Source organism: Streptomyces sp. NPDC102441 (genome assembly GCF_044765585.1).
In the GTDB taxonomy this organism is placed as follows: Bacteria; Actinomycetota; Actinomycetes; order Streptomycetales; family Streptomycetaceae; genus Streptomyces.
In genome coordinates this window covers 179608-202929 of the sequence record NZ_JBIWKH010000004.1, presented here as the reverse complement: position 1 = coordinate 202929, position 23322 = coordinate 179608, and the positions used below count along the sequence as shown (strand labels likewise).

Annotated in this window: 23 protein-coding genes; 7 read left to right on the top strand and 16 right to left on the bottom strand. The window is 71.5% G+C overall.

What is annotated here, in order from left to right; all coding sequences use genetic code 11:
* Nucleotides 1-300 precede the first annotated feature (300 nt).
* A complete protein-coding gene (locus ACIREO_RS09650) occupies nt 301-993 on the bottom strand; it encodes a metal-dependent transcriptional regulator (protein ID WP_404107000.1) in 693 nt (230 codons plus the stop codon).
* Nucleotides 994-1202: 209 nt separating this feature from the next.
* On the opposite strand from ACIREO_RS09650, the gene ACIREO_RS09645 reads away from it, so the two are divergent.
* The gene (locus tag ACIREO_RS09645) at nt 1203-1958 is read left to right on the top strand and encodes an SIS domain-containing protein (protein ID WP_404106999.1); all 756 of its coding nucleotides are present in this window, start codon (nt 1203-1205) and stop codon (nt 1956-1958) included.
* Between the two features lie 34 nt (nt 1959-1992).
* Here the strand turns inward: ACIREO_RS09645 and ACIREO_RS09640 are convergent, their stop codons facing one another.
* Together ACIREO_RS09640 and pdxH are read right to left on the bottom strand one after the other, a co-directional pair.
* Entirely contained in the window at nt 1993-3381 is a 1389-nt protein-coding gene (locus tag ACIREO_RS09640; RefSeq protein WP_404106997.1) for a PAS domain-containing protein, read from the bottom strand.
* A 398-nt stretch (nt 3382-3779) separates the two neighbouring features.
* Nucleotides 3780-4412 carry a pyridoxamine 5'-phosphate oxidase gene (pdxH, locus tag ACIREO_RS09635; RefSeq protein ID WP_404106996.1) on the bottom strand — a complete coding sequence of 211 codons (633 nt, stop codon included), beginning with the start codon at nt 4410-4412 and terminating at the stop codon, nt 3780-3782.
* 258 nt (nt 4413-4670) lie between these two features.
* Here pdxH and ACIREO_RS09630 point away from each other — a divergent pair, with 258 nt between their 5' ends.
* From ACIREO_RS09630 to ACIREO_RS09620, 3 genes are all read left to right on the top strand, one after another.
* Entirely contained in the window at nt 4671-5780 is a 1110-nt protein-coding gene (locus ACIREO_RS09630; RefSeq protein WP_404106994.1) for a citrate synthase 2, read from the top strand.
* A complete protein-coding gene (locus ACIREO_RS09625) occupies nt 5731-6000 on the top strand; it encodes an isocitrate lyase/phosphoenolpyruvate mutase family protein (RefSeq protein ID WP_404107523.1) in 270 nt (89 codons plus the stop codon). The genes ACIREO_RS09630 and ACIREO_RS09625 overlap by 50 nt, the downstream gene beginning before the upstream one ends.
* Nucleotides 6001-6181: 181 nt before the next feature.
* Complete coding sequence (locus ACIREO_RS09620; RefSeq protein WP_404106992.1) at nt 6182-6616, top strand: VOC family protein; 435 nt, start codon at nt 6182-6184, stop codon at nt 6614-6616.
* Nucleotides 6617-6717: 101 nt separating this feature from the next.
* Here the strand turns inward: ACIREO_RS09620 and ACIREO_RS09615 are convergent, their stop codons facing one another.
* The 9 genes from ACIREO_RS09615 to ACIREO_RS09575 all read right to left on the bottom strand — a co-directional run bounded on the left by ACIREO_RS09615 (nt 6718) and on the right by ACIREO_RS09575 (nt 17434).
* On the bottom strand, nt 6718-7320 hold the full coding sequence (locus ACIREO_RS09615; protein ID WP_404106990.1) for a TetR/AcrR family transcriptional regulator: 603 nt from the start codon (nt 7318-7320) through the stop codon (nt 6718-6720).
* Nucleotides 7308-8042, bottom strand: coding sequence for an enoyl-CoA hydratase family protein (locus ACIREO_RS09610; RefSeq protein WP_404106989.1), 735 nt, complete (start codon nt 8040-8042; stop codon nt 7308-7310). The genes ACIREO_RS09615 and ACIREO_RS09610 overlap by 13 nt, the downstream gene beginning before the upstream one ends.
* Nucleotides 8039-9616 carry a 4-coumarate--CoA ligase family protein gene (locus ACIREO_RS09605; protein WP_404106987.1) on the bottom strand — a complete coding sequence of 526 codons (1578 nt, stop codon included), beginning with the start codon at nt 9614-9616 and terminating at the stop codon, nt 8039-8041. The genes ACIREO_RS09610 and ACIREO_RS09605 overlap by 4 nt, the downstream gene beginning before the upstream one ends.
* An 82-nt stretch (nt 9617-9698) precedes the next feature.
* Nucleotides 9699-10862 (bottom strand): acyl-CoA dehydrogenase family protein, encoded by a 1164-nt coding sequence (locus ACIREO_RS09600; RefSeq protein WP_404106985.1) that lies wholly within the window; start codon nt 10860-10862, stop codon nt 9699-9701.
* The gene (locus tag ACIREO_RS09595; RefSeq protein WP_404106984.1) at nt 10859-12832 is read right to left on the bottom strand and encodes an acetyl/propionyl/methylcrotonyl-CoA carboxylase subunit alpha; all 1974 of its coding nucleotides are present in this window, start codon (nt 12830-12832) and stop codon (nt 10859-10861) included. Before ACIREO_RS09595 ends, ACIREO_RS09600 begins: the two co-directional genes overlap by 4 nt.
* A gap of 8 nt (nt 12833-12840) precedes the next feature.
* Nucleotides 12841-14445 (bottom strand): acyl-CoA carboxylase subunit beta, encoded by a 1605-nt coding sequence (locus ACIREO_RS09590; RefSeq protein ID WP_404106982.1) that lies wholly within the window; start codon nt 14443-14445, stop codon nt 12841-12843.
* On the bottom strand, nt 14442-16145 hold the full coding sequence (locus tag ACIREO_RS09585) for an acyclic terpene utilization AtuA family protein (protein ID WP_404106980.1): 1704 nt from the start codon (nt 16143-16145) through the stop codon (nt 14442-14444). The genes ACIREO_RS09590 and ACIREO_RS09585 overlap by 4 nt, the downstream gene beginning before the upstream one ends.
* Nucleotides 16142-16948, bottom strand: coding sequence for a TIGR03084 family metal-binding protein (locus ACIREO_RS09580; RefSeq protein ID WP_404106978.1), 807 nt, complete (start codon nt 16946-16948; stop codon nt 16142-16144). The genes ACIREO_RS09585 and ACIREO_RS09580 overlap by 4 nt, the downstream gene beginning before the upstream one ends.
* Nucleotides 16949-17068: 120 nt before the next feature.
* On the bottom strand, nt 17069-17434 hold the full coding sequence (locus ACIREO_RS09575) for a signal peptidase I (RefSeq protein WP_404106976.1): 366 nt from the start codon (nt 17432-17434) through the stop codon (nt 17069-17071).
* A 101-nt stretch (nt 17435-17535) separates the two neighbouring features.
* Here ACIREO_RS09575 and ACIREO_RS09570 point away from each other — a divergent pair, with 101 nt between their 5' ends.
* On the top strand, nt 17536-17778 hold the full coding sequence (locus ACIREO_RS09570; protein ID WP_404106974.1) for a ribbon-helix-helix domain-containing protein: 243 nt from the start codon (nt 17536-17538) through the stop codon (nt 17776-17778).
* Nucleotides 17775-18209, top strand: coding sequence for a PIN domain-containing protein (locus ACIREO_RS09565; RefSeq protein WP_404106973.1), 435 nt, complete (start codon nt 17775-17777; stop codon nt 18207-18209). Before ACIREO_RS09570 ends, ACIREO_RS09565 begins: the two co-directional genes overlap by 4 nt.
* A gap of 14 nt (nt 18210-18223) precedes the next feature.
* Here ACIREO_RS09565 and ACIREO_RS09560 read toward each other — a convergent pair whose 3' ends face one another.
* The 3 genes from ACIREO_RS09560 to ACIREO_RS09550 all read right to left on the bottom strand — a co-directional run bounded on the left by ACIREO_RS09560 (nt 18224) and on the right by ACIREO_RS09550 (nt 20034).
* Nucleotides 18224-18391, bottom strand: coding sequence for a hypothetical protein (locus ACIREO_RS09560; RefSeq protein ID WP_404106971.1), 168 nt, complete (start codon nt 18389-18391; stop codon nt 18224-18226).
* A gap of 87 nt (nt 18392-18478) precedes the next feature.
* Nucleotides 18479-19018 carry a DUF664 domain-containing protein gene (locus ACIREO_RS09555; protein ID WP_404106969.1) on the bottom strand — a complete coding sequence of 180 codons (540 nt, stop codon included), beginning with the start codon at nt 19016-19018 and terminating at the stop codon, nt 18479-18481.
* A 56-nt stretch (nt 19019-19074) separates the two neighbouring features.
* Nucleotides 19075-20034 (bottom strand): EamA family transporter, encoded by a 960-nt coding sequence (locus ACIREO_RS09550; protein ID WP_404106967.1) that lies wholly within the window; start codon nt 20032-20034, stop codon nt 19075-19077.
* Between the two features lie 141 nt (nt 20035-20175).
* Here ACIREO_RS09550 and ACIREO_RS09545 point away from each other — a divergent pair, with 141 nt between their 5' ends.
* Nucleotides 20176-21117: a LysR family transcriptional regulator gene (locus ACIREO_RS09545; RefSeq protein ID WP_404106966.1), complete on the top strand. Its 942-nt coding sequence runs from the start codon at nt 20176-20178 to the stop codon at nt 21115-21117.
* Nucleotides 21118-21162: 45 nt separating this feature from the next.
* Here the strand turns inward: ACIREO_RS09545 and ACIREO_RS09540 are convergent, their stop codons facing one another.
* Nucleotides 21163-22920 carry an LCP family protein gene (locus ACIREO_RS09540; protein ID WP_404106964.1) on the bottom strand — a complete coding sequence of 586 codons (1758 nt, stop codon included), beginning with the start codon at nt 22918-22920 and terminating at the stop codon, nt 21163-21165.
* Between the last annotated feature and the right edge of the window lie 402 nt (nt 22921-23322).

Here is a 23322-nt window from a genome sequence, read left to right as displayed (position 1 = left end):
GACGCGCGAGGGCGCCTGGCAAAGGGAAGCGACGCATGAGGGCGTCGGAAAGTCCGGCAGTCACCTCACGGTGCACGTGCCAGTGCGACGGGCGCATTCCCTGCTCCCTCCCCGACCGCGCGGCAAGCTCTGCCGGCACCCTCAGGTCATAGGCCTGGCCACAGCCTGGCACGCGTTTCGCCCGGGCGCTGCAATTCCGGGCGGAAAACAGAAAGCGGGCTTACCGGCTCACATCTGCACGTGCATCCGCACCGGCGCCTGCACTTGCGAACAGGGCACCGGTGCATGCATAAGCGCTGGTCAGCGCTTCGCGACGAAGACGTGCGAGGCGACTTCGGCGTTCAGCTCAGCCGCTTCACCGCTGGAGCCGACCAGCACCCCGCCGGCCGACTCGGTGACGCTGACGACCGAACCGGGCTGCACGCCCGCACGCCGCAGTGAATACATCAGCTGGGCGTCGGTCTGGATCGGCTCACCGATCCGGCGCACCACGACGGTCTTGCCCTCGGCGCCCGGGTCGAGGTCGGCCAGGCTGACCATGCCCTCGTCCAGGAACGGATCCGCCTCGGCCTTCTCGCCCAGCTCCTCAAGACCTGGGATCGGATTCCCGTACGGAGACTCCGTCGGGTGCCGCAGCAGCTCCAGCACCCGGCGCTCCACGGCCTCGCTCATCACGTGCTCCCAGCGACACGCCTCGGCATGGACCTGCTCCCACTCCAGGCCGATGACGTCGACGAGCAGGCACTCGGCGAGCCGGTGCTTGCGCATCACCCGGGTCGCCAGGCGGCGCCCCTCCTCGGTCAGCTCCAGATGGCGGTCGCCCGCGACCTGGACCAGCCCGTCCCGCTCCATACGCGCCACCGTCTGGCTGACCGTCGGACCACTCTGGTCCAGCCGTTCGGCGATCCGGGCGCGCATGGGGACCACGCCTTCCTCTTCGAGCTCGAGGATGGTGCGGAGATACATCTCCGTTGTGTCGATCAGTCCGGACATACGTGCCCCTCGATGCTGTGACATGAAGTCGTCGTGCGATGGCCCTCCACCAATTCTGACGCATAGCACCGACAACCGTGCCCCGCCGTAGGGAGTCCGTGCTGACGACCGGCCCCGAGCGCTATTGACAGCCCACTGGTCCAGACCGCAACGTGATCCGCGACACGGACACCGCACGGCCCCCACACCCCGCAGGAAAGGCCTCCTCGATGAGCGACAGCAAGCTCGCCGGTCAGTTCTTCGACGCAGCGATCGGCCTGCTGGAGCGGGTGCGCGACGAGGAGTCGGGAGCGGTCGCCGCCGCGGGGGCCGCGATCGCCGACACCGTCGCCGCGGGCGGCCGGCTCTTCGCCTTCGGCGCCGGGCACTCCTCGCTCGCCGCACAGGACGTCGTCTACCGCGCGGGCGGACTGGCCCTGATGAACCTGCTCGCCGTACCCGGCACCGTCGGCGTCGACGTCATGCCGGCCACGCTCGGCTCCGCGCTGGAGCGGGTGGACGGCCTCGCGAGCGCCGTGCTCGACTCCAGCCCGGCCCGGGCCGGCGACCTCCTCGTGATCATCTCGCTGTCCGGGCGCAACGCGCTGCCCGTGGAGATGGCGCAGAACGCCCGCGCGCTCGGGCTGACGGTCGTCGGGGTCACCTCGGTCGCGTACACGACGGGCACCAAGTCCCGGCACGCCTCGGGCGGCTTCCTCCGGGACCACTGCGACATCGTCCTCGACAGCAAGATCGCGATCGGCGACGCGGAGCTGAGCACACCAGGCGTCGAGGCGCCGTTCGCACCCGCGTCGACGGTCGTCACCAGCGCGCTGATGCAGGCCATGATGGCCACCGCCGCGGAGGAGCTCGTCGCCCGCGGCATCGAACCGCCCCTGCTGCGCTCGGGCAACGTCGACGGCGGGCACGAGTGGAACGGGCGTGTGATGCGGGAGTACGGCGACCGCATCTTCTACCGGCACTGAGAACGGCCGGCCGTCGAGGGACGGCCTGAGGCCCTCAGGCTCCTGGCCCGGCCGTGAGCCGGGCCAGGTCGGCCGCCGAGGCCACCCGGGCCGCCACACTCTCCGCGTACACCACGTCGGGCCGTTCGAACGCACTGCGGTTCGCCGCGCGCAGGAACGTCACCACACCCAGCGTCCGCCCGCGGCTTCTCAGCACCGCGCACAGGGCGTGCACCGAGTCGCCCGGCCACTGATGCTCCACCGCCCACGCCTCACCCGCCTTCGCGGGCGCGGCGGCACGGACGGAGCCCGTACGCTCCAGGGCCAGGAGCGCCGGGTGCCCCGTCGCGTACCGCACCGGGAGCGAACCGCCGGAGACCGGCAGGCACGGCCCTGGCGCGTCGGACGGTGTGGACGCGGCCCGTACGAGCTTCTCCCCCGCCGCCAGATCCGCCAGCAGGTCGAGCACCACATGGTCGGCGAACCCCGCCAGGGCGTAGTCCAGCGACGTGGTCGCCGCCTCCAGGGGGTCCTCGCACTCCGCCGCCTGCCGGGCCGCCCGGTGCAGCTGGTTGGAGCGGAAGCGCACCCGGTCCGCGTCCTGCTCCGCGAGCTTCGCCGCCGTGACGTCCCGGAACAGCCATCCGACCCCCAGCGGGACGGGCTCCTCCGCCAGTGGCGAGGCCAGCCTCAGGAACCCGCTGCGCCAGCAGCGCCGCCGCTCCCCCTCCGCGGTCCGCAGGGTCACCCACAGCTCGGCCGGGGCGGACGGCGCACCCTCGGCGAGTACATGCTGCAGCGCGCCCTCCAGGTCCTCGACACCCTGAACGATCAGCTCACCCAGCGGACGCCCCAGCAGCGTCGTGCGCCCGCCGCCCAGCGCCCTGGCGGCGTACGCGTTGACCACCGTCGGACGCAGATCGACGTCGACGGCGACGACACCCCAGGACGCGTCCTCGAACAGGGCCTCGCCGATCGCGATGGACCGCTCCAGATCGATCTGCGCGTGCACCTCGCTGAACGCGCAGTACACCCCGGCGGGCTTCCCGTCCTCACCGCGCACCCCCGACGACTGGGTCCGCACGAGGACGCGCCCGCCGTCCTTGCGCAGCAGCGCGAACTCGTGGACCTGCCGCCCCGGCGCGTCCATGGCGGCCATCAGCCGCCCCTGCACGTCCTCCGCGTCGGCGCTCCGCACGGCCCACCCCGCGAACCCGCGCCGCCCGACGGCCTCGGCGGCGGTCCAGCCGAGGATCCGCTCGGCCTCGCGGTTCCAGTGGGTGATGGCCCCGTGGGCGTCGAACGCGCAGAGCGCGGCGTCCATGCCGTCGAGCAGCGCGGCGAGAAGCCGGGACCCCGGAACCGCCACCGCCGACGGCTCCCGCCCGGGGTCCTCGTCGGGGCCGAGCGCGTCGGTGGTGCCGGTGCTCCTGGAAGCACTCACTCCGTACCTCCTGCAGGGCATATTCCGCTGCGGGTTCCGCATTGCCGCACGTCAGACCATTGAACTCGAACGTGAGCCACCACACAGCCACTTCAAGGAAATCCGGTGTCCACCGATGGATCCGTTAATTCGCTTGTGCGGCTCCGGGGGACGTTCCTAGGCTGTGGATACACGCTGAAAGGAGGTGATCCGAAAAGTGCAGTCTTATCGGATTCGTGAGGTGGCTGCGGGCTGACAGCCCGTCGTCGCACACAGTGCACCTCGGCAGGCTGTCTGCCGAAACCCAAGCAGTCACCGACCCGCAGGCTCGCCGGTAAGTCCGGCCGGCTCCTCCGCAAGGAGGGACCAGAGCCTGCGGGTTTCTGCGTGTCCGGGGCCGTACCGGCCGGCCGGACGGCTCACGGGCAGAGGCGCTCCACTCGCCAGTCGGCGGCCGGGCTGTCCCGGACGTACCGCAGCCTGTCGTGCAGCCGGTTCTCGCGGCCCTGCCAGAATTCGATGGCATCCGGTACGACACGGAATCCGCCCCACTGCGGCGGTGCGGGGACCTTCTCGCCCTCCGGGTAGCGGGCGGCGAGCTCCTCGTAGCGGGCGGTCAGCTCCTGGCGGGAGCCGACCACCGTCGACTGCTCGCTGGCCCAGGCGCCCAGCTGGGAGCCGTGCGGGCGGGTACGGAAGTACGCGACCGTCTCCTCGCGTCCGACGCGGGCCGCGGTTCCGGTGACGATGACCTGGCGGGCGAGCGGGTGCCAGGGGAAGAGCAGCGAGACGTAGGGGTTCGCGGTCAGCTCGCGGCCCTTGCGGGATCCGTAGTTGGTGAAGAAGACGAAGCCGCGGTCGTCGTACTGCTTCAGGAGCACGGTCCGGGAGGACGGCCGGCCTCGCGGGTCGGCCGTGGAGACCACCATCGCGTTCGGCTCGTGGAGCGCGCCGCCCCCGGCGACCTGGCTGAACCATCGGGCGAACTGGTCCATGGGGTCCGCGGCGAGATCCTTCTCGATGAAGTCCTCCGAGCGGTACTGCTCGCGCATCGCGGCCGGATCGGTGGTGCAATCGGATGACGGGACGCGAGAGGAGGCGGAAGCGGAAGACGGAGTGGCATCTGCTGTGGGCACGGGGCCATCCTGCCGCAGCGGGCCGGAATCCCTGCGGGGAGGGCGGGATCGCCGGTTCGCGAGCCGCGCGGGCTGTGCCGGACGTCACCCTTCCCCGCATCGTGGTAACCCGCCAGTATTCGTGGACCGGCCTTTGTGGCCGTCATACAGCCGCCGAGTCGAGGGAGCCGCCCGATGTCCGACTTCGTACCCGGACTTGAAGGAGTCGTCGCGTTCGAGACGGAGATCGCCGAGCCCGACAAGGAAGGCGGCTCGCTCCGTTACCGCGGCGTCGACATCGAGGACCTCGTCGGCCATGTGTCGTTCGGCAACGTCTGGGGTCTGCTGGTGGACGGGGCGTTCAACCCCGGGCTGCCGCCCGCCGAACCTTTCCCCATCCCCGTGCACTCCGGCGACATCCGCGTCGACGTGCAGTCCGCGCTCGCCATGCTGGCGCCGGTGTGGGGCCTGAAGCCGCTGCTCGACATCGACGAGGAGACCGCGCGCGACGACCTGGCGCGAGCCGCCGTCATGGCCCTGTCGTACGTGGCCCAGTCGGCCCGTGGCCAGGGGCTGCCGATGGTTCCGCAGAGCGAGATCGACAAGGCGGAGTCCGTGGTGGAGCGGTTCATGATCCGCTGGCGCGGCGAGCCGGACCCGAAGCACGTCAAGGCCGTCGACGCCTACTGGACGTCGGCCGCCGAGCACGGGATGAACGCCTCGACGTTCACGGCCCGCGTCATCGCGTCGACCGGCGCGGACGTCTCCGCAGCGCTGTCCGGGGCTGTGGGCGCGATGTCGGGCCCCCTGCACGGCGGCGCCCCGTCCCGGGTGCTCGGCATGATCGAGGAGATCGAGCGTACGGGCGACGCCAGGGCCTATGTGAAGCAGGCACTGGACAAGGGTGAGCGCCTGATGGGCTTCGGCCACCGCGTCTACCGCGCCGAGGACCCCCGGGCGCGCGTCCTGCGCCGCACGGCCCGTGAGCTGGCCGCCCCGCGCTTCGAGGTGGCGGAGGCCCTGGAGAAGGCGGCCCTGGAGGAGCTCCACGCCCGCCGCCCGGACCGTGTCCTGGCGACGAACGTCGAGTTCTGGGCGGCGATCGTGCTGGACTTCGCCGAGGTCCCGGCGCACATGTTCACGTCGATGTTCAGCTGCGCCCGTACGGCGGGCTGGTCGGCGCACATCCTGGAACAGAAGCGGACCGGCCGCCTCGTGCGCCCCTCGGCGACGTACGTCGGCCCGGGCACGCGCGATCCGCGCTCGATCCCGGGGTTCGACCAGCTGGCGGACCTGGGGAACTGACGGGGCCGGCGGGGCGGGGTCCCGTTCCGGTGGGCGGAGGCCTCCACGGCCGGGCCTGTCCGATCCGGACGGCATCGCCGCCCTGACGGCGGACCTCACCGTCCCGCTGAACATCCTGTACACACCGGCCGGCCCCACCCTCGCCGAACTGACAGCGCTGGGTGTCCGCAGGGTCAGCCTCGGCTCACTTCTCTACCGCAGGGGGCCCTGGCGGCGGTGACCACCGCGACCGCAATCCGCGACGGCCGTCCGCCGGCGGACCTCGGCGACCCGTCCTACTCCTACGCCGACGTACAGGCCTTCGGGCCGGCCGACGGGTGATCACCCGAAGCGCCCGGTTCACTCGACGTCTGGCGGATAACCCCTGGAGGGGACGGATATCCCGCCCCTACGATGGCTCGATGGCAACGATCAGGCAGGTCCAGGTCACCTTCGACTGCGCGAACCCCGAGCGCCTCGCCCGCTTCTGGTGCGAGGTGCTGGGGTACGTCGTACCGCTGGCCCCGGAGGGGTTTGCCACGTGGGCAGATTACGATCGCTCGCTGCCGCCCGAGCGTCAGGGCGCGGCGTTCGTCTGCATGGATCCCTCGGGTGTGGGGCCGCGGCTGTTCTTCCAGCGCGTCCCCGAAGGCAAGGTCGTCAAGAACCGGGTGCATCTCGACGTGAGGGTCGGCACCGGGCTCGTGGGTGACGAGCGCGTGGCGGCGCTGGAGGCCGAGTGCGCTCGGCTGGTAGCGCTCGGCGCGGTACGTGTGCGGCTGCTGCGTGCCGATGACTTCAACGAGTCCTGCCTCGTGATGCAGGACATCGAGGGCAACGAGTTCGACCTCGACTGAAGGCCCTGACCCGCCGGTCGTTGGGAAGTCGCGGACGTCCATTCGGATATATGGGGCCGCTGTCTGTCCTCAGCTTCCCGGCGACTCGTGGGCCCCGGCCCTCAGCCGAGCACGTCGTCGAGCAGGGCCGCCCACTGCGCGACCACACGGCGTCGCCGCGCCGTGTCGTCCGTCAGGACGTTGGCGAGGCCCAGGCCGCGTGCCATGTCGAGGAGGCCCTGCACCGTCTCGCGCACCCCGGGCCGGGTCTCGTCGGCGCCGAGGAGGCCGACGGCGATGCGGTGGGTCTCGCGGCCCACCCGTGCTTCGAGTTCGGTGACGCGGGGACGGAGCTGTTCCTCGTTGGAGGCGGCGACCCAGAGCTGGAGCGCGGCACGGAAGAGCGGGCCCGTGTAGAGGTCGACGAGGGCCGCGAGGACCGCCTCGCGGCCCTGGACGGGCAGGGCTCGCAGGGCGGCGGAACGTTCCTCGGCGACGTACTCGACCGCGCCGGTGAACAGGTCCTCGCGGGTCGGGAAGTGGTGCTGTGCCGCGCCCCGGGAGACCCCGGCGCGCTCGGCCACGACCGAGACCGTGGAGCCGGCCCAGCCGTGTTCGGCGAGGCAGGCGACCGCGGCTTCGAGCAGCCGTTGGCGGGTGGCGCGGCTGCGGTCCTGCTTGGGGGACTTCGCGGCGGGGGGTCTGGGGGGCGTCACAGCACCCATGGGGGATCCCGTCGTTCCAGGAAGGCCGTCATCCCCTCCCGTGCGTCGCCGGAGGCGAAGAGCGCCGCCGAGCGGGCGATGAGGTCTTCGGCGTGACTGTCGAAACTCCTCAGCACAGTAGCCGTGACCAGCTCCTTCGATGCCCTCAGCCCCTGGGGTGACGCCCTGCGGAGTCCGTCGAGTACCGGTACGAGCGACTTGTCCACGTCATCGGTGGCGAGGCTCACGAGGCCGATCCGGGCGGCTTCGGCCGCGTCGAAGCGTTCCCCGGTCAGGTAGTAGCGGGTGGCGGCGCGCGGGTCGAGGCGGGGCAGCAGGGGCAGGGAGATGACGGCGGGGGCGAGCCCGAGGCGGGCCTCGGTGAGGGCGAAGGTGGCGCCCGGTCCCGCCGCCGAGATGTCGCATGCCCCGAGGAGCCCGAGGCCACCGGCCCGGACGTGCCCGGTGACCCGGGCGACGACGGGCTTGGGCAGGGCGACGATCGCGCGCATCAGGCCGACCAGGGCGTGCGGGTCCGGCGGCGCCGTGAGGTCGGCGCCCGCGCAGAAGGTGTTGCCGGTGTGGGTGAGGACGACGGCCCGTACGGCGTCGTCGGCCGCGCAGGCGTCGAGGGCCTCCGCGAGTTCGCCGACGAGCCGTGCGCTCAGGGCGTTCCGGTTGGCCGGGGAGTCGAGGGTGAGGGTGGTGATCCCGCGGTCGTGGGACGGGGGTGCAAGGGTCATCGCGGCTTCTCCCTGTCGCGCAGCTCGCGCCGCAGGATCTTGCCGGACACCGCGCGGGGGACGGCCTCGATGAATTCCGCCTGTCTGACCTTCTTGTACGGGGAGACGCGGTCGGCGACGTACGCGATGACGTCGTCCTCCGTGAGGCCCCCGGCGCCGGGCTGACGGACCACATAGGCCTTCGGGACCTCGTTGGCTTCGGCGTCGTACACCCCGATGACGGCGGCGTCGGCGATCGATGGGTGGGTCAGCAGGAGGGCCTCCAGATCGGCGGGGGCGACCTGGTAGCCCTTGTACTTGATGAGTTCCTTGACCCGGTCGACGACGTACAGCCAGCCGTTCGTGTCGACGCGGCCGACGTCCCCGGTGTGCAGCCAGCCGTCCTCGTCGATCATGGCGGCGGTCGCGTCGGGGCGGCCGAGGTAGCCCTTCATCACCTGGGGGCCACGGATGAGGATCTCGCCGTCGGTGCCGGTGGAGACGTCGACGCCGGGGTCGGTGAGCGAGACGATCCGCATCTCCGTGCCGGGCAGCAGCTTGCCGACGGCGCCGGCCGGCGGGTTCTCCGCGTCGAGGGGCACGACGTGGGTGCCGGGCGAGAGTTCCGTCATCCCGTAGGCCTGCCGTACGGCGGGGAGGCCGAGCCGGGTGGAGCAGGCGGCGGCGAGTTCGGCGTCCAGGGGTGCGGCGGCGCTGACGATGTACTCCAGCGACGAGAGGTCGTAGTCGCCCACGAGCGGGTGCTTGGCGAGGGCCAGGACGATGGGTGGGGCGACGTACAGGCCGGTGATGCGGTGGGTCTGGATCGTTTCGAGGAACTGGGCGAGGTCGAAACGGGGCAGGACGACGACCGTGGCGCCGTAGCGCAGCGGCCCGTTCATGAGCGCGGTCAGCCCGTAGATGTGGAAGAAGGGCAGCACCGCCAGGATGCGGTCGCGCTCGCCGAGCGGCACGAAGGGCCGCAGCTGCTCCAGGTTGGTGGCGATGGAGCGGTGGGTGAGCATGACGCCCTTGGGGGTGCCGGTGGTGCCCGAGGAGTACGGGAGTACGGCGATGTCCTCGGCCGGGTCGAAGGCGATGTCGGGTTCGGGGGCGGCGGAGCCCAGCATGTCGAGTACGGAGGTGTGGCCCTCGGCCTGGTCGCAGACGTAGATCTCCTCGATGCCGCCCGTGAGTTCGGCCGCCCTGCGGGCGACGTCGAGGAGCGGGGAGACGGTGACGATCCAGCGGGTGCCCGAGTCCTTGAGCTGTTTGGCGAACTCCTCGGGTGTGGCGAGGGGGTGGATCGTGGTGACTGTGGCGCCGGCCCTGGTCGCCCCGTAGAAGACGGGCGGGTAGGCGATCGTGTTGGGGCTGTGCAGGGCGAGGACATCGCCCTTGCGCAGGCCCGCCGCGGCGAGAAACGCGGCGATGCGCCGGTGGAAGGTGTCGAGCTGTCCGTAGGTGACCGTCATCCCGTTGGTGCCGTCGATGAGGGCCGGGATGTCACCGAAGTCCGCGGCGTTGCCGAGGACGGCTTCGTGGATGGGTGTTTCGAGGGGCGGGACGTCTGCGTACTCGCTGTGGAACACCATTTCGGTCCCCTTCGACGCGGGTGGAGAGCCAGAATCGCCCCTCCCGGGGCGGATGGGGAGACCTGGGACGCGACCGGGAGCGTCAGTACGACTTCGGCAGGCCCAGGGTCTGGTGGGAGACGTAGTTGAGGATCATTTCCCGGCTGACGGGTGCGATACGGGAGACCCGTGCGGCCGTGATCAGGGAGGCGAGCCCGTACTCGCGAGTGAGGCCGTTGCCGCCGAGGGTGTGGACGGCCTGGTCGACGGCCCTGACGCAGGCTTCCGCGGCGGCGTACTTCGCCATGTTGGCGGCCTCGCCCGAGCCGATGTCGTCGCCGTCGTCGTAGAGCTTCGCGGCCTTCTGCATCATCAGCCGGGAGAGTTCCAGCTCGATGTGCGCCTGGGCGAGCGGGTGGGCGATGGCCTGGTGGGAGCCGATGGGCGCACCCTTCCAGACGGTGCGGGTCTTCGCGTAGTCCACGGCCCGCTCGACGGCGTAGCGGCCCATGCCGATGGAGAAGGCGGCACCCATGATGCGCTCGGGGTTCAGCCCGGCGAAGAGCTGGAGCAGGCCCGCGTCCTCCTCGCCGACGAGTGCGTCGGCCGGCAGCCGCACGTCGTCGATGACCAGCTCGAACTGCTTCTCCGCCGCCTGGAGTTCCATGTCGATCTGCGTGCGGGAGAAGCCCGGGGTGTCGCGGGGGACGATGAAGAGGCAGGGCTTGAGGCTGCCGGACTTCGCGTCCTCGGTGCGGCCGACGATCAGGGTGGCGTCGGAGATGTCGACGCCGGAGATGAAGACCTTGCGGCCGTCGAGTATCCAGTCCCCGCCGTCGCGGCGGGCGGTGGTGGTGATGCGGTGCGAGTTGGAGCCGGCGTCGGGCTCGGTGATGCCGAACGACATGGTCAGGGAGCCGTCGGAGAGGCCGGGGAGCCAGGCCCGCTTCTGCTCCTCGGTGCCGAAGCGGGCGATGACGGTGCCGCAGATCGCCGGGGAGACGACCATCATGAGGAGGGGGCTGCCCGCGGCGCCGAGCTCCTCCAGGACGATGGAGAGTTCGGCCATGCCGCCGCCCCCGCCGCCGTACTCCTCAGGGAGGTTGACCCCGAGGTAGCCGAGCCTGCCCGCCTCTTCCCAGAGTTCGCGGGGGTGTTCGCCCTTGCGGGCCAGGCCGGTGCTGTAGTCGCGGCCGAAGCGCTTGCCGAGTGCGGCGACAGCGGCGCGGAGGGCCTTGTGCTCTTCGGTTTCGAGGACGGTGCTCATGGGGTCGTCTCCTCCTGGTGCGCGGGGGCTTCCGTAGCGTCCTGTACGACGGCGAGCAGTGCGCCGACCTCTACCTGGAGGCCGGGGGCGGCGTGGAGCGCGGTGAGGGTGCCGGAGGCGGGGGCGAGGATGCGGTGCTCCATCTTCATCGCCTCCAGCCAGATCAGCGGCTGCCCGGCCTCGACGGCCGCGCCCGGCGCGAGCCCGGCAGCGAGGCGTACGACGGTGCCGGGCATGGGCGCGAGCAGGGAACCGGGTTCGGTGCGTTCGGCGGGGTCGGTGAAGCGGGGCAGGGCGGTGAAGGTGTACGAGCCGGCGGCCGTGTCCACGTGGATCCGGTCGCCGTGGGCGGTGACCGTGAAACGCCGTGTCACACCGTCGGTTTCGAGGGTGACGGTGCCGGGGCCGACGGCGAGGACACGCTCGCCGCTCTCGGGGGCCGGGACACCGCTGCGGCCCGTGCGGTAGGCGATCTCGTGCTCGGTGCCGTCGGGCTCGGCCCGGTAGCGCCTGGTCTGCGGCTGCGAGGTGAGGTTGCGCCAGGCGCCGAAGCGGGCGGGGCCAGGACCGCCGTCCGCCTCGGTGGCCGAGGCGAGCGCGGCGGCGGTGGCGGCGAGACGGAGGGCGGCGTCCTCGCCGGGGGCCCCGGTCGCCGTCAGAGCGGCCAGGTGCCGGTCGTAGAAGCCGGTGTCGAGGACCGCCGCCACGAAGTCCGGGTGGCGCAGGGAGCGTACGAGCAGCTCCCGGTTGGTGACCGGGCCGTGGACGCGGGCGCGTTCGAGGGCGCGGGCGAGGAGGCGGACGGCTTCGGTGCGGGTGGGGGCGTGGGCGATGACCTTGGCGAGCATCGGGTCGTAGTGCACCCCGATGGTGTCGCCGCCGGTGTATCCGGTGTCGAGGCGGATTCCGGGTTCGTCGGGCACGTCGAGCGTGAGCAGTGCTCCGGTCTGTGGCTGCCAGTCACGCGCCGGGTCCTCGGCGTACAGCCGGGCCTCGACGGCGTGCCCGGTGAGTGGCGGTGGCGTGGCGGCGGGCAGGGGGGAGCCCTCGGCGACGCGCAGTTGCAGGGCGACGAGATCGAGGCCGAACACGGCTTCCGTGACGGGGTGTTCGACCTGGAGCCGGGTGTTCATCTCCAGGAAGTACGGGTGTCCTTCGGCCGATACGAGGAACTCGACGGTTCCCGCGCCCCGGTAGCCCACCGCCTGGGCGGCGGCGACAGCGGCGTCGTGCAGCGTCCGGCGCAGCCCGTCGTCCAGGCCCGGCGCTGGGGCCTCCTCGATGACCTTCTGGTGGCGGCGCTGGAGCGAGCAGTCCCGGGTGGAGAGCGCCCAGACCGTGCCCTGCCCGTCCGCCATGACCTGGACCTCGACGTGCCGGCCCCGTTCGACGTACGGCTCGGCGAAGACCTCGCCGTCCCCGAAGGCCGAGACGGCCTCGGCGGACGCGGCGGTCAACTCCCCGGGCAGTTCGTCCAGTTCGCGTACGATCCGCATCCCACGCCCGCCGCCGCCCGCCGCCGCCTTCAGCAGCAGCGGCAGATCGGCGGCGGTGGCGCTTCCCGGATCGACCGGGGCCAGCAGGGGCACATCGGCGGCGGCCATCAGCTCCTTGGCCCGGGTCTTGGACGCCATCAGCTCGATGGCCTTGACCGGCGGCCCCACCCAGACGAGACCGGCGTCCTGCACGGCACGGGCGAACCCGGCGTTCTCCGAGAGGAAGCCGTACCCCGGGTGCACGGCGTCGGCGCCGGACGCGAGCGCGGCGGCGACGACGAGGTCGCCACGCAGATACGTATCGGCCGGCGCGGCCCCCGGCAGGCGTACGGCGGTGTCGGCCTCCCGTACGTGCAGGGCGCCGGCGTCCGCGTCGGAGTACACGGCGACGGTGGAGATGCCCAGCTCACGGCAGGTGCGGAAGATCCGGCAGGCGATCTCGCCCCGGTTGGCGACAAGCAGTGCGGTGATCATTCCATTCCTCACATCCGGAAGACGCCGAAGCCTCGCGCGCCTTCGACCGGTGCCGTGTGGATCGCGGACAGGCACATCCCGAGGACGGTTCTGGTGTCGCGTGGGTCGATGACCCCGTCGTCGTACAGCCGCCCCGAGAGGAACATCGGCAGCGACTCCGACTCGATCTGCTGCTCCACCATGGCGCGCAGTCCGGCGTCGGCCTCGTCGTCGTAGGGCAGGCCCTTCGCGGCGGATGAGGCGCGGGCGACGATCGAGAGGACGCCGGCGAGCTGCTGGGGGCCCATGACGGCGGACTTGCTGCTGGGCCAGGCGAAGAGGAAGCGGGGGTCGTAGGCCCTGCCGCACATGCCGTAGTGCCCGGCGCCGTAGGAGGCGCCCATCAGCACGGAGAGGTGCGGGACCCCGGAGTTCGACACCGCGTTGATCATCATCGCGCCGTGCTTGATGATGCCGCCCTGTTCGTACTCCTTGCCGACCATGTAGCCGGTGGTGTTGTGCAGGAAGACCAGGGGGATGTCGCGCTGGTTGGCGATCTGGATGAACTGCGCGGCCTTCTGCGACTCCTCGCTGAACAGCACGCCCTGCGCGTTGGCGAGGATGCCGACGGGATAGCCGTGCAGCCGGGCCCAGCCGGTGACCAGGCTGGTGCCGTAGAGCGGCTTGAAGGCGTCGAAGTCCGAGCCGTCGACGATCCTGGCGATGACCTCGCGGGGGTCGAAGGGGACCTTGAGGTCGCCGGGCACGATCCCGGCGAGCTCGTCCTCGTCGTACTTCGGCGGTTCGGCGGGGCCCGGATCCGGGTGTGCCTTACGCCAGTTGAGCCGGGCGACGATCCGGCGGGCCTGGCGCAGCGCGTCGTGCTCGTCGACGGCGTAGTGGTCGGCGAGTCCGGAGGTGCGGGCGTGCATCCCGGCGCCGCCGAGCGACTCGTCGTCGCTCTCCTCGCCGGTGGCCATCTTGACCAGGGGCGGGCCGCCGAGGAAGACCTTCGACCGCTCCTTGATCATCACGGTGTGGTCGGACATCCCGGGGACGTACGCCCCGCCGGCCGTGGAGTTGCCGAACACCACAGCGACGGTGGGGATCCCGGCTGCCGACAGCCGGGTGAGGTCGCGGAAGAGCGCCCCGCCGGGGATGAAGATCTCCTTCTGCGAGGGCAGGTCAGCGCCCCCGGACTCCACCAGGGAGATGCAGGGCAGCCGGTTGGCGAAGGCGATCTCGTTGGCGCGCAGGGCCTTCTTCAGGGTCCAGGGGTTGGAGGCACCGCCCCGCACGGTCGGGTCGTTGGCGGTGATCAGACACTCCACGCCGGACACGATCCCGATCCCGGTGACGAGCGAGGCACCGACTGTGTACGCGGGGGCCTCGCTGCCCCAGGCGGCGAGCGGGGACAGCTCCAGGAACGGTGTGTCCGGGTCGACCAGCAGCTCGATCCGCTCCCGGGCGAGGAGCTTGCCGCGCCCCCGGTGGCGGGCCACGTACTTCTCGCCGCCGCCCGCGAGGGCCTTGGCGTGCTCGGTGTCCAGCTCGGCGAGTTTCGCGAGCATCGCCTCGCGGTGGGCGGCGTATTCGGGGCCCGTGGTGTCGAGTGCGGTGGGCAGGACGGTCATCCGTTCACCTCCGGTCGGTCCAGCAGCTGTACGGGGACGGGGACGTGCCGGGAGCGCAGCCACTCCCCCACCGCCTTGGCCTGCGGATCGAAGCGTGCCTGCGCGGCGACGCCCTCGCCGAGCAGGCCGTGGACGACGAAGTTGAGCGCCCGCAGCCGGGGCAGGACATGGCGTACGACGGTGAGCCCGGCGGTCTCCGGCAGCAGTTCCGTGAAGCGCGCGACGGTCAGCTCGTGGGCCAGCCACCGCCAGGCCTCGTCGTTGAGGACCCACACCCCGACGTTGGCGTCGCCTCCCTTGTCGCCGCTGCGGGCGCCTGCCACGTGTCCGAGGGGCGCGGTGCGGGTGGGCCCGGCGGGCAGCGGTTCGGGCAGCTCCGGTTCCGGTACGTCTTCGAGCTCCCGGTACGGCCCTGCCGACGGGACGGCCTCCCGGGTCCCGTCGGGCCCCACGGCGACATGCTCGACCTCGCCGGCCGGTACGTACGCCGCCTCGAACACCCCGTACGGCGCGCCCTTCCCGGGCGGGGCGGTCACATGGAAGCCCGGGTAGCTGCCGAGCGCCAGCTCGACGGCCGCCCCGGACACGGCCCGGCCGACCGCTTCGGCGTCCGGGTCGCGCACGACGAGCCGGAGCAGGGCGCTCGCGGTCTCCTCGGTCGCGGCGTCCGCCCGTTCGGTGCGGGCGAGTTCCCAGCGGACCTCTGCCGGCTCGGAGCCGGCGCGGTCGAGGGCGTCGGCCAACTGCTCCCGCACCAGCCGGGCCTTGGCCTCGATGTCGAGTCCCGTCAGCACGAAGACGACCTCGTTGCGCCACCCGCCGAGCCGGTTGAGCCCGACCTTGAGCGTGGGAGGCGGGGCCTCGCCGCGTACGCCGCTGATCCGCACCCGGTCGGGCCCGTCCCGCGTCAGCGTGACGCTGTCGAGCCGGGCGGTGACGTCGGGTCCGGCGTAGCGGGCGCCGCCGGTCTCGTACAGCAGCTGCGCGGTGACGGTGCCGATGTCGACGACACCGCCCGTGCCGTCGTGCTTGGTGATGACGCTGCTGCCGTCCTCGTGGATCTCGGCGAGCGGGAAGCCGGGGCGGCGGACGTCGTGGTCACCGAAGAAGGCGTAGTTGCCGCCGGTGGCCTGGGCCCCGCACTCCAGGACGTGCCCGGCGACGACTGCCCCCGCGAGGGCGTCACGGTCCTCCGGCGCCCAGCCGAAGTGGGCGGCGGCGGGGCCCGTGACGAGGGCGGCGTCGGTGACCCGTCCGGTGACGACGATGTCGGCCCCGGCCCGGAGGCAGGCGGCGATGCCTCTGCCGCCGAGGTAGGCGTTGGCGGTGAGGAAACCCTCGGGTACGGGCCGGCTGTCGCCCTCGACATGCGCGACGCTCACGGGTACGCCGGTCCGGTCCGCCAGCTCCCGTACGGCGTCGGCGAGTCCGGCCGGATTGAGCCCGCCGGCGTTGGCGACGATCTTCACGCCCCGCTCGTGGGCGAGGCCGAGGCCCTCCTCCAGCTGCCGCAGGAAGGTCGAGGCGTAGCCGCGCTCCGGGTTTTTGAGGCGGTCGCGGCCGAGGATCAGCATGGTGAGTTCGGCAAGGTAGTCCCCGGTGAGGACGTCCAGCGGGCCGCCGGTGAGCATCTCGCGCAGGGCGTCGAAGCGGTCGCCGTAGAAGCCTGACGCGTTGCCGATGCGCAGCGGCCGGGTCATCGGTCCGTCTTCCGGGGGCGCCCGGGTCCGGCGGGTCCGGCGAAGGCCTGCGCGATGTCCAGCCACTGCCCGGCGTCGGCGCCCACCGCCTCGACGGCGAGGTCGTCCCGGTGGGCGCGCTGGGTGACGAGCAGACAGAAGTCGAGGAGCGGGCCGGTGACCCGCTGGGCGGCGCCCTCAGGGCCGTACGCGAGCAACTCCCCTTCCAGGGAGCGCAGTTCGACCCGGAACTGCTCGGCGGGCGGTTGCAGGCCGCGTACGAAGTAGGCGTAGTCCCTGGCGCGTACGCCGATCCTCGCGACGTGCCGCAGCCGGGCGGTCGGCTTCCTGGTCACGCCGAGCGCGTCGGCGATGTCCTGGCCGTGCGCCCAGGTCTCCATGAGCCGGGCGGTCGCCATCGAGGCGACGCTCATCGGCGGGCCGTACCAGGGCAGCTTCGTCCCGGCGGGTGCCGCGCGGAGTGCCTGCTGGAGCCGGGCCCGCCCCTCCCGCCATTCCACGAGCAGCGCTTCGGGGGTCAGTGCGGTGACCGCTTCCTCGGCTGCCTCGTCGACGAAGGTCTCGGGGGCGGCCAGCGCCCTCTCGACCTCGGCGGCGAAGGCGTCGGGCTCGGTGGCAGCGGTGAGGGCCACCTCGTCGGTCCAGTTGAGGTGCGCGATCTGATGGGCGACGGTCCACCCCTCGGCGGGGGTCGGCACGGTCCACTCATGCGCGCTCAACCCCGCTACCAGCAGGTCGAGTTCGTCGCTCTCCTCACGCATGTCGTCGAGCACGGCGGCGGTCACGGCCGATGCGTCGGGCACGGTGCGCTCCCCTCGGGGCGTGGCGGTGTGCCCCGGAGCATGCCAGCGCCCGATAAAACAAGCAAGCATGCTTGCATGATTTTATCGGCGCCCGCACTCCCGCGCTCCCGCCGAGGGGGATCAGCCCGCCCGATAACCGGGGACGGAGGGCCAGCGCACGGTCAGGACCACGGACTCCTCCTCCGCGTACCAGGAGTGGTCGACACCATGGCCCCACACGACGTAGTCGCCCTGGCGCTCCAGCAGCACGTCACGCTCGGGGAACCGCATCCGGAAGCGTCCGCTGATGAGTACCAGCAGCGCTGTGCGCTCCTCGCCCCGAACCCAGCGCAGCCGCTCGTCCCCCTGCGGGTGGACGCCCCACTTGATCTCCAGGGCCTCGCTGTGGCGCGGGTCGCCCGGGTCCTTGAAGTGGCCGAGGAGCCATCCGTGATCCAGCGCCGCGTCGTCCGCCGCATGCCCTTCGTACACGCCGTCGTCGCTCACGACCAGGAACGTAACAGCCCGGGCCGGTCCGCTCCGGCCCGGGCAACAGGCTAGGCCTGCTTCACCCTGCCCTACGTAGGGCAGGGTGGTATCCTATGGGCATGATAAAGACAACTGTGTACCTTCCGGAGGATCTGGAAGTACGGCTGGACGCCGAGTCGTCGGCCACCGGCATAAGCAAGGCGGAACTCATCAGACGGGGCATCGCCATGATCCTCGACGACGCGGAACGGCCCAAGCGCAGCAAGAAGCTTCCGGTCTTCGACAGCGGACGCCCGCTCACCCCGGAGGCGATGGACGACGCGGTGTACGAGCACATCAAGGAACGAGCAGCCCGCCGTTGATCATCGTCGCCGACACCTCCGCCCTCTACGCAGCCTTTGACACCGCGCAACCGGAGCACTCCGGCGCCGCGAGGATCCTCGAGAACGAGACACTGGCCATCTCCCCGCTGGTCGTCACGGAACTGGACCACCTCATCCACCGGGACCTCGGCTTCCCGGCCACCATGCACGTCATGGAGGCGCTCAACTCGCGCATGGCGGACGGCCAGTACAGGCTCGCGGACCTGAAGCCGACCGACCTCGGTGCGGCCCACGAAGTACGTCGCACCTACGAGGGGCTGAGGCTGGACCTCGCGGACGCGGTCGGCGTCGTGCTTGCCGACCGGTACCGGACCGACCGCATCTTCACTCTCGGTCAGCGGGACTTCAGGGCCATCACGCCCCTGACGCCCGGCCTCACCGCGTTCCGCATCCTGCCCGTCGACGGCTGAGCCGCCGTCCCAGGTCACTCCGTGCGGTCGCCCTCGGCCTGTGAGGGTTCGGTCCTGGGGACGTCGGGGTGCGTCTCGGGGGCCTTGCCGCGCACGGCCGGCTCGTCGCGTTCACCCTCGGCCTGCGAGGGTGTGTGCGAGTACAGCCCGTCGTACTCATCGGTTCCCTTTGCGGATCCCATGCGCGCGCCTCCTTGTGTCCGCTCCCTTCCATCGTGCCTCTCGCGCCCGCGCCGTGCGCAGTGACCGCGCACGGCGCGGTGGGCTCGTCACTGCCCCTTCGACGCCGCCTCGGCCATCTTCGCCGTGGTGCTGGCACCGTCCAGCGCCTCACGGATGATGTCGGCGTGGCCGCTGTGGTGGGCGATCTCGCGGAAGACGTGCCACAGGACGCGACGGACGGTCCAGACGACCGGCTCCGGGGGCGACCAGGGGTACGTGGGCAGCGTGACCTCACGGTCGAGGTCGGCCTCCTCGCGCACCGTACGGTCGAACGCCGCCGCCGCCGCGTGGAAGGCCTCCAGCAGCCCGGTCACCGTCTCGGCGTCGGTCATCCGGTTGCCGTCCGGGTCGAGGTCCGCCCAGTCGACCTTGGCGGGGGCCGTGCCCTCGACGATGTCGAGCCAGCTGCGCTGCACGAGCCCGAGGTGCTTCAGGAGTCCGCCGAGGGTCAGCTCGCTGACCGTCGTGCGGGCGCGGGCCCCCGCGTCGTCGACCTCCGCGAGGGTGTAGAGAAAGTTGGTGCGCTGATCGGTCACGAGTGCGAGCAGATCGTCGCGTTCCGGCATGTGATCCTCCAGGTCGGCCATCGCGACCACCCTAGGATCGGGGGCCCGGCCGCGCAGCGGAACGGACAGGCCCCCGCTCACCGCTTCCGGGAGCCCCGCGTCTGGCTGCGCACCGCGCCCATGCTCGCGCCGATGACCAGGGCGATGGCCAGGGCGTCCGTGGTGGAAAGGGCCTGGTCGAGGAGGAGGAAGCCCGCCATGGCCGCGATGGCCGGTTCGAGGCTCATCAGGACCGCGAAGGTGGGCGCGGGCAGCCGCCGCAGCGCCATGAGTTCGAGGGTGTACGGAAGGACCGAGCTCAGCAGTGCCACGGCCGCGCCGAGGGCCAGCGTGGTGGGGACCACGAGCTTCGAGCCCGCTTCCATGATGCCGAGCGGCAGCGAGAGGGCCGCCGCGACCACCATGGCCAGGGCCAGCCCGTCCGCCTGCGGGAAGCGGCGGCCGGTGCGGGCGCTGAAGAGGATGTACAGCGCCCACATCACGCCCGCGCCCAGGGCGTACGCCGTCCCGACCGGGTCCAGGCGGCCGAAACCCCCGCCGCTCAGCAGGACGACGCCGCCGAGCGCCAGGGCCGCCCAGACCAGGCTGACCAGCCGGCGGGAGGCGATGACGGACAAGGCCAGCGGGCCCAGCACCTCCAGGGTGACGGCGACTCCCAGCGGGATCCGGTCGACGGCCTGGTAGAACAGCATGTTCATGCCGCCCATCGCGACGCCGAAGGCCAGCACGGTCCCCCAGTCGGCGCGGGAGTGCCCCCGCAGCTTCGGCCGGCAGACTGCCAGCAGGACCAGCGCGGCCACCGCGAGACGCAGGGTGACGACGCCCAGCGCGCCCGCCCTCGGCATCAGCATGACGGCGACCGCCGCGCCGAACTGGACGGAGAGCCCGCCCGCCACGACCAGCGCGACCGGACCGAGTGCGGCTCCCCGGGCGCCGGGGCGCTCCGGACGCCCGTGTCCGGGCTCATCGAGTGCGGACACCGCCTCGGGTACGGCAACGGCAGCGGCCGGCTCTGCGGCAGCGCGCGGGTCGTTCACCAGAATCCTTTCCTACAGTCCATTGGAGTGCACCAGAAGGTCTACGGTACGGCACTGGACGTGGGCCGCTCACGCCCTCACCGTAGGGACCCGCGCGCCTCCCGTGAAATGCCGGTTGTGCTCCCGTTATGCTCCGCAGACATGAGCACTGGACAGGACACGGGACAGGGCACGGGCAACGCCGGACGCTCCATCGAGGTCCGGCATCTGCGGGCCTTCCTCGCCATCGCCGACGAGGGCAGCGTCACCCGCGCCGCCGAGCGGCTCCGTGTGACCCAGCCCGTCGTCTCCCGTACGCTCGCCGCCCTGGAGAAGCACCTGGGTGTCCGGCTCGTCGACCGCTCCACCCACCACCTCGCGCTCACCCCCGAAGGCATCGCCTTCCGCGACAAGGCCGCCGCCGCGGTCGGCGCCTTCGACGAGGCCGTCGACCCGGGACGGCCGCGCCACCGGCCGCTGCGGCTCGGACACGCCTGGTCCGCGCTCGGCCCCTACACCACGCCGCTGCTGCGGGCCTGGCAGCAGCGCCACCCCGGGACCCCGCTCGAACTGCTGCGCATCGACGACCGCACGGCCGGTCTCACACGCGGCGAGGTGGACGCGGCGCTGCTCCGCGGCCCCGTGGACACCCCGGGGCTCGTCACCGAGGTGCTGTTCACCGAGGTCCGGGTGGTGGCCGTGGCCGCCGACGGCCCGCTCGCCGCCCGCACCTCGCTGTCACTGGCGGATCTGACCGGTGACACGGTCGTCCTGAACACCGTCTCGGGAACCACCACGCCCGGCCTGTGGCCCCCGCGCTCCCGGCCGGCCGCCACCGTCACCGTCGCCAACACCGACGACTGGTTCACCGCCATCGCGGCCGGGCGGGGCATCGGGGTCTCGGGCGCCTCCACCGCCCAGATGCACCCGTACGCGGGCGTCACCTATGTGCCGCTGGAAGACGCGCCGCCCCTGCCCGTGCTGCTGGTCCGCCGGGACGGCCCCGGCCATCCCGCGCTGCCCCGACTGGCGGCGCTGGCCCGGGAGATCGTGTCGCGCGAACGGCGCACACCGCCCGGATATTCCACCGGCCTGCGGGAATGAACCGGTGTCAGCCGGCCCCGCAGCGGTATGCGGGGCCGGTCCGGGTCACTTGGCGCAGACCGCCTTGTCGGCCTCCACGCGCTGGATGTCGTCCGGCGCCTTCGACGGGGCCGAGAGCGGGCTGCCCGCCTGCTTGAAGTCCGGGCCCAGGGTCAGCACCATCGGGTCCATCTCGCCCGCGTCCGTCGTGGTCGGCTTGAGGGCCGAGGCCGACAGGCCCATCATGGCGGCCAGGCTGCGGGCCTGGTCCGCCTGGTTGGGGGCGTAGACGAGCTGGGTCTTCTTCACGTCCTCCGGCGCGTTCGCCTTGTTCGTGGACTTCAGCACGCCCTCTTCGTTCTGCAGCCAGTCCAGGGCACCCTGCGCGGAACCGGCGGGGGCGCCGCCGTTGTAGACGTCGACCCGCACGTCCGCCGGGTCGGCCTTCGCGCCCTTCAGCTTGGCGTTCTCCTTGGCCTTCGCCGCCGCCTTCTCCTGCTTCTCCACCGCGGTGAAGGAGACGTCCTCGCGCATCATCGAGAAGACCTGCGGCGCCTTGGACTCGTCGAGGATGACGGTCGCCTGGTCGTCCGGGTTGTCCAGCACCGGGACCGTGGTGAACGTGATGTTCTTGGGGTCGACCGACGCCAGTTCCATGCCCAGCTTGCGGAGCTGGTTTATGTCGTCGATCTTGTCGTCGACGGTGAGCGCCTTGGTGGCTGCCTCCGCGAGCGACCACATCTTGGTGGGGCTGGTCAGGGTGTCGTTGGACTTCAGCTTGCGCATCAGCGAACCCAGGAACTGCTGCTGGATCTCGATGCGGCTGAGGTCGCTGCCGAAGCCGACGGAGTGCCGGGTGCGCAGGAAGGCCAGGGCCTGCTCGCCCTGGAGGGTGTGCTCCCCCTGGGACAGCTTGAGGTGTGAGTCCTTGTCGTCGATGTCCTTGGCCAGGCAGACGTCCACGCCGTCGACGGCGGACGTCAGGGACTTGACCGCGTTGAAGTCGGCCACCATGAAGTGGTCGACCTTGAGGCCGGTGAGCTCGGTGACGGTCCGCATGGTGCAGCTGGGGGTGCGCTCGGACTGCCCGAGGCTGGTGTTGAAGCGGCCGCCGGAGGTCGCGGGGATGTCCTTCTCCTCCCCGCTCTCCAGCTTCGTCGGACAGACGGGGATGTCGGTTATCAGGTCACGCGGAATGCTCAGCGCGGTCGCGTTCGTACGGTCCTTGGAGACATGGAAGAGGATGTTGGTGTCGGCGTGGCCGACACTGCCCGCGTCGCCGTAACCCTCGTTGCCCTCGCCGGTCCGCTTGTCGGTCCCGATCACCAGGACGTTGATCGCCCGGTCCTTGCTGAAGCCGCCCGTGCCCGCCCCGTCGGTGGACATGGCGGTGATGTTGCCGTTGAAGTGCTGGTACACGAGGTAACCCGCGGTGCCGGTGCCCACCAGCAGGAAGGCGAGCACGCCGCCGGTCCACACCAGGGCCTTCTTCCTGCGGGACTTCTTGGGCTTCGCCTTGCGGCGCCCGGTGGTCGGGGCCGCCGCCCGGCTCCCCGGCCTCCGCGCCTCGTCCCCGCGTCCGCCGCCGGCGCCCCGGCGCCCGCCGCGCTGGCCGGGCACGGTGGCCCGGTCGCCGGGCGGCGCCGTCTCCGGCTTCGGCCCGCGGCGTGGGCCTGGTGTTCTGGCATCGGATGTACCCGACGGCGCTGATGATCGCCCTGAGGAGGGGGTCAGTCGCAGTTCGTAATCACCGGTGTCCGGGTTGAGTACCCACTGGTCTGCGGGGTCGATGCCCTCGTCCCGCCCACGGCCTTGCGCGTCCACGGTTGCCTGCGTCCTCCGTCGGGGCCACGCGGCGCCTCCTCCTTCAAGGCGCGCGGTGTGTCTTACGGCGGTGCCGACCTGGGAGGTCGGCCGCACCGGAGCGCTCACACTAGCTGGCCACCGGCTCACGAGCGACGATCGTGACAAATCAAGCCCCACACAGGGGACATACCTCCACATTCACCACGACTCACCCATCCAGTCACGCACTCAACACGGGGAACACTCGCCGTAGGACGCAAATGAAGTCAGTTCAAGCCAGATTTCATACAGAAGTGGCCACAAGGAATCCCCAAACAAGTCGCCAATTCTCCTATAGTTGCCGTGACTTGATCAGGAACAATCAGCTCCAGTTGTGGTTCTTTCACCGTCACCACACCGATATGTCCTGATTGCCCCTCC

Coding starts and splice junctions, on each gene's coding strand:
- ACIREO_RS09650 (WP_404107000.1), bottom strand. CDS start 993: ATGTCCGGACTGATCGACACAACGGAGATGTATCTCCGCACCATCCTC.
- ACIREO_RS09645 (WP_404106999.1), top strand. CDS start 1,203: ATGAGCGACAGCAAGCTCGCCGGTCAGTTCTTCGACGCAGCGATCGGC.
- pdxH (WP_404106996.1), bottom strand. CDS start 4,412: ATGCGCGAGCAGTACCGCTCGGAGGACTTCATCGAGAAGGATCTCGCC.
- ACIREO_RS09630 (WP_404106994.1), top strand. CDS start 4,671: ATGTCCGACTTCGTACCCGGACTTGAAGGAGTCGTCGCGTTCGAGACG.
- ACIREO_RS09620 (WP_404106992.1), top strand. CDS start 6,182: ATGGCAACGATCAGGCAGGTCCAGGTCACCTTCGACTGCGCGAACCCC.
- ACIREO_RS09615 (WP_404106990.1), bottom strand. CDS start 7,320: ATGGGTGCTGTGACGCCCCCCAGACCCCCCGCCGCGAAGTCCCCCAAG.
- ACIREO_RS09610 (WP_404106989.1), bottom strand. CDS start 8,042: ATGACCCTTGCACCCCCGTCCCACGACCGCGGGATCACCACCCTCACC.
- ACIREO_RS09605 (WP_404106987.1), bottom strand. CDS start 9,616: ATGGTGTTCCACAGCGAGTACGCAGACGTCCCGCCCCTCGAAACACCC.
- ACIREO_RS09600 (WP_404106985.1), bottom strand. CDS start 10,862: ATGAGCACCGTCCTCGAAACCGAAGAGCACAAGGCCCTCCGCGCCGCT.
- ACIREO_RS09595 (WP_404106984.1), bottom strand. CDS start 12,832: ATGATCACCGCACTGCTTGTCGCCAACCGGGGCGAGATCGCCTGCCGG.
- ACIREO_RS09590 (WP_404106982.1), bottom strand. CDS start 14,445: ATGACCGTCCTGCCCACCGCACTCGACACCACGGGCCCCGAATACGCC.
- ACIREO_RS09585 (WP_404106980.1), bottom strand. CDS start 16,145: ATGACCCGGCCGCTGCGCATCGGCAACGCGTCAGGCTTCTACGGCGAC.
- ACIREO_RS09570 (WP_404106974.1), top strand. CDS start 17,536: ATGATAAAGACAACTGTGTACCTTCCGGAGGATCTGGAAGTACGGCTG.
- ACIREO_RS09560 (WP_404106971.1), bottom strand. CDS start 18,391: ATGGGATCCGCAAAGGGAACCGATGAGTACGACGGGCTGTACTCGCAC.
- ACIREO_RS09555 (WP_404106969.1), bottom strand. CDS start 19,018: ATGGCCGACCTGGAGGATCACATGCCGGAACGCGACGATCTGCTCGCA.
- ACIREO_RS09545 (WP_404106966.1), top strand. CDS start 20,176: ATGAGCACTGGACAGGACACGGGACAGGGCACGGGCAACGCCGGACGC.